2 protein-coding genes are annotated in these 3,578 nt (G+C 40.2%); both read right to left on the minus strand.

The window, feature by feature from the left end; genetic code table 11:
• Window positions 1-2,423: SusC/RagA family TonB-linked outer membrane protein (locus AC1DRQ_RS30165; protein WP_477429623.1), on the minus strand; the 2,423-nt coding region annotated here is incomplete at its 3' end.
• A 227-nt stretch (window positions 2,424-2,650) separates the two neighbouring features.
• Window positions 2,651-3,578 (minus strand): FecR family protein (locus tag AC1DRQ_RS30170; protein WP_477429625.1); only part of this gene is annotated, 928 nt, incomplete at its 5' end.

Here is a 3,578-nt window from a genome sequence, read left to right on the forward strand (position 1 = left end):
ACCGGAGCATTTACACCAAGGGCCAGGGGAACCTGTGATTGCCGTAAAATGTTATAGGTGTACTTATTAAACCAGTCAAAGGTAAAAGTCAGTTTGTTTTTAAATGCCACCAGATCAAAACCCAGATCTGTCATCCGGGTGGTTTCCCAGGTCAGGTTGGGATCAACCAGGGCGCCGGGTATAAAACCTGAAGAAACACTTCCGGCAAATGCGTATGTGTTTTGATTAAGGATAGGTTGATATGGATAAGGAACATTACCATTAGTTGTATTTATGTTCTGATTACCTAAACGGCCCCATGAACCACGTAGTTTCAGATCATTTATCCAACTTACATCTTTTAAAAAGTTTTCTTTAGAGATGCGCCATCCGGCCGAGAACGATTGATATAAACCCCAGCGGCTATGGCTCGGCAAACGTGATGTACCGTCATAGCGTACACTTGCTCCCAGCAGGTATTTATCCTCAAAATTATAATTCACATTTCCGTAAAGTGAGTGAATGATCCATTGGGCAGATGTACCATCGTTAGTTTGATTATTTGCCGACCCGGCATTCAATTCCTGAAGGTCATTTGTAGGATACCCGATGCGGTAAGCATTAACATTACTTACATTATCTACCTCCTGTTGTACACCACCCAAAATGGTCAGGTCATGCTTGCCCAGCATTTTATGGAAATTCAACTGACTATAAATAGTAGAATGCGTTTCATCATTATTATTCACCGATAAACCAGGGGTACCTACATCAGCATTATGGCTAAAAGAAAGATCGCTGTAATAATAGGTTGGTATAGTTGGCCGGAATGTTTTGTTTTTATTATAGCTAAAGCTCACTCCAGCTCGGTTTTCCCATTTCAAACCATCAAGAATATCTACATCCAATGATATATTACCCTGCCCGTAATAATTAGGGTTATGTGTAAGTATCTGGGAGGCCAATACGGGGTTTTTATTTCCAAGTTCTTTATCATAAGCTTTACTTATCCATAAACCATCGGCTGTTTGAGCCGGATATAGCGGTGATTGGGACAATGTGGATATATAAAGATCGGTACTGTTTACAAAAGAGTAATTCCTGTCGCCATAGCGAATTTGAATATTTGTACCCAGGGTAACTCGCTTGTTTATTTTTGAACTAAGGCCCAGATCAACGGTATACTTTTTATACTCAAAACCGCGCATGCTACCTGGCTGGTTGGTATAACCCAAACCCAGGCTATATGTGGTACTTTCATTACCACCACTCAGGTTTAAGTAATGATTTTGCACCACTGCTGTTTTAAACATATCCTTCAACCAGTCATGATTCGGGTATTTGACACGGTCAGTAGCATTTTTATACAGATCAATCTGATCCTGTGTATATATGGGTGCGTTGCCGGCGTTTGCTTCGGCCTCATTTAATAACTCCATGTACTGAGCCGAATTGGTTATCAGTTCAGGCAGCCTGGTTGCACTGGCAAATCCTACGTTATAGTTATAGGCAAGTCTAAAACCGCCTGCTTTGCCCTTTTTGGTTTTAACTACCAACACACCATTTGCGCCCTGCGAACCATATATGGCAGCAGCAGCGGCGTCTTTTAGTACGGTTACCGATTCTATGTCATTAGGATTAATTATTCCAAGATTACCGGGTATCCCATCAACAATAACCAGCGGATTATTACCTGCACTACTAAAGGTACCTACCCCCCTGATACGCAGCTGCACATTTTCGTTACCCGGCTCGCCTGAGTTTTGAATAACAGATAGACCGGGAAGCTGTCCCTGCAGTAAGGAAGTAGCATCAGTTGCCACCCTTTTGGTCATGTCTTCGCCCTTAACCGAAACAATGGCGCTCGTCAGCGTATGTTTACTCTGGGTGCTATACCCTGTAACTACAACTTCGCTTAAGCCCTGATTATCTTCGAGGAGCGTAACATTAATTACACTTCTTCCATCAATGGCTATTTCCTGCTTCGCAAACCCTATAAAGCTGAATACCAGTATGCCGTTTCCATCGGGCACATTCAAGCTGAACGCACCATCAACATCACTCACGGTACCCGTTTTGGAGCCTTTTAGTTGTATGGAAACACCCGGAAGCGGAACACCCTTTTTATCGGTAATTTTTCCCTTAATATTCAGGATCTCTATGCTTTGGGGTAAAGGTTTTGACTTTATGGTTATCGTTTTTTTATTGATCAGATAAATAAGCGGCTGATCGCTGAAAATCTTCTCAAGTGCCTGTGCAATGGTTACATTTTTTAAAGATAACGACACCGGCGCAGCCAATTTTATTAATTGCGCGCTATACAGAAAATCGTATCCGCTTTGCTGCTGAAGCGTAAAAAGAACATCCTCTAAAGGAGCTTTCTGTACCTCCAGATTTATTTTTTGAGCATATGAACTCGCACTAACCTGTAGTATAGCTACCATTATTAGGATACAGGTTAATTTCATGATGCGAATAAATTTAAGCAGGACATGGTTATGCCATCTGAACTTTGATTCAGTAAATATTTTATACATTTGAATGTTAGGTTTAATTTATAATTGATTGTTCTCGCAATTGATATGTAGTTAACTAACTCAGCGTAAGCTGATGATCAGGAGCGGTTGGAACGCTCCTGATCTATTTGTTAGATAACCGTTAAACTTTTTTATCAAGTCATAACAATTATCCTCCTTCCTTCAATTTTAAAGTGAATCAATCCAGTTAATTCAAGGCCTTTTAATAATTCATTTATATCTTTATTTTTAGAGTAAGTACCTCCAAATTTTATATTTGACATGTTTCCGCGGTATTCAACGTCAACATCGTACCACCGGCTTATCTGTTTCATGATATCATGAATATCATCTTCTCTGAAAACAAAATATCCCGATTTCCAGGCCATTACCTGGTTTATATTGGCTTTTTTCTTTTCAATTTTTTTGGCAGAACGATCAGCGACTCCCTGTTCGCCTGGAACTAACATGGCAAATGCCACCGTGTTTGATAAACGTACCGAACCTTCGAGCAAAGTGGTTTTTACGCCGTTATCATCCTGATAAGCTTTTACATTAAAATGGGTTCCTAAAACCTTAACATCCACTTCGTTGGTATGTACAATAAAAGGCATTTGCTTATTTTTTGCTACTTCAAAATAAGCCTCGCCCTTTAAGCTCACATTCCGATTTGTACCTTTAAAACCAACAGGATAAGTTAATGACGATTCGGAATTTAGCCATACGTTTGTACCATCAGGTAATGTAACTGTGTATTGCCCGCCCCTGGGAATGGTTATGGTATTTAAAGCATTGGCATCCACACCATCGTCTGTTCCGTTATCAGTATAGGATAGCAAGCCGTTTTTTAATTTTTTTATCGCGGTATTTCCTGATGTAGCCACAACGCCATTCGCGGCGTTATCTAAAACTATATTGGCTCCATTAGCCAGCGTAAGAACCGCAGTTGTAGTACCAGGTTTTATGATGTTATTTTTTGTTTTTTTGATCTCATTTTTAACAATCAGCTTTTGAGGTTGGTTATTAAAAAACAAACTGCCCAATCCTATTGATAAAAGTACCATCGCAGCGGCTGTCCACCAC

The organism is Mucilaginibacter sp. P4_E8 (assembly GCF_056401495.1).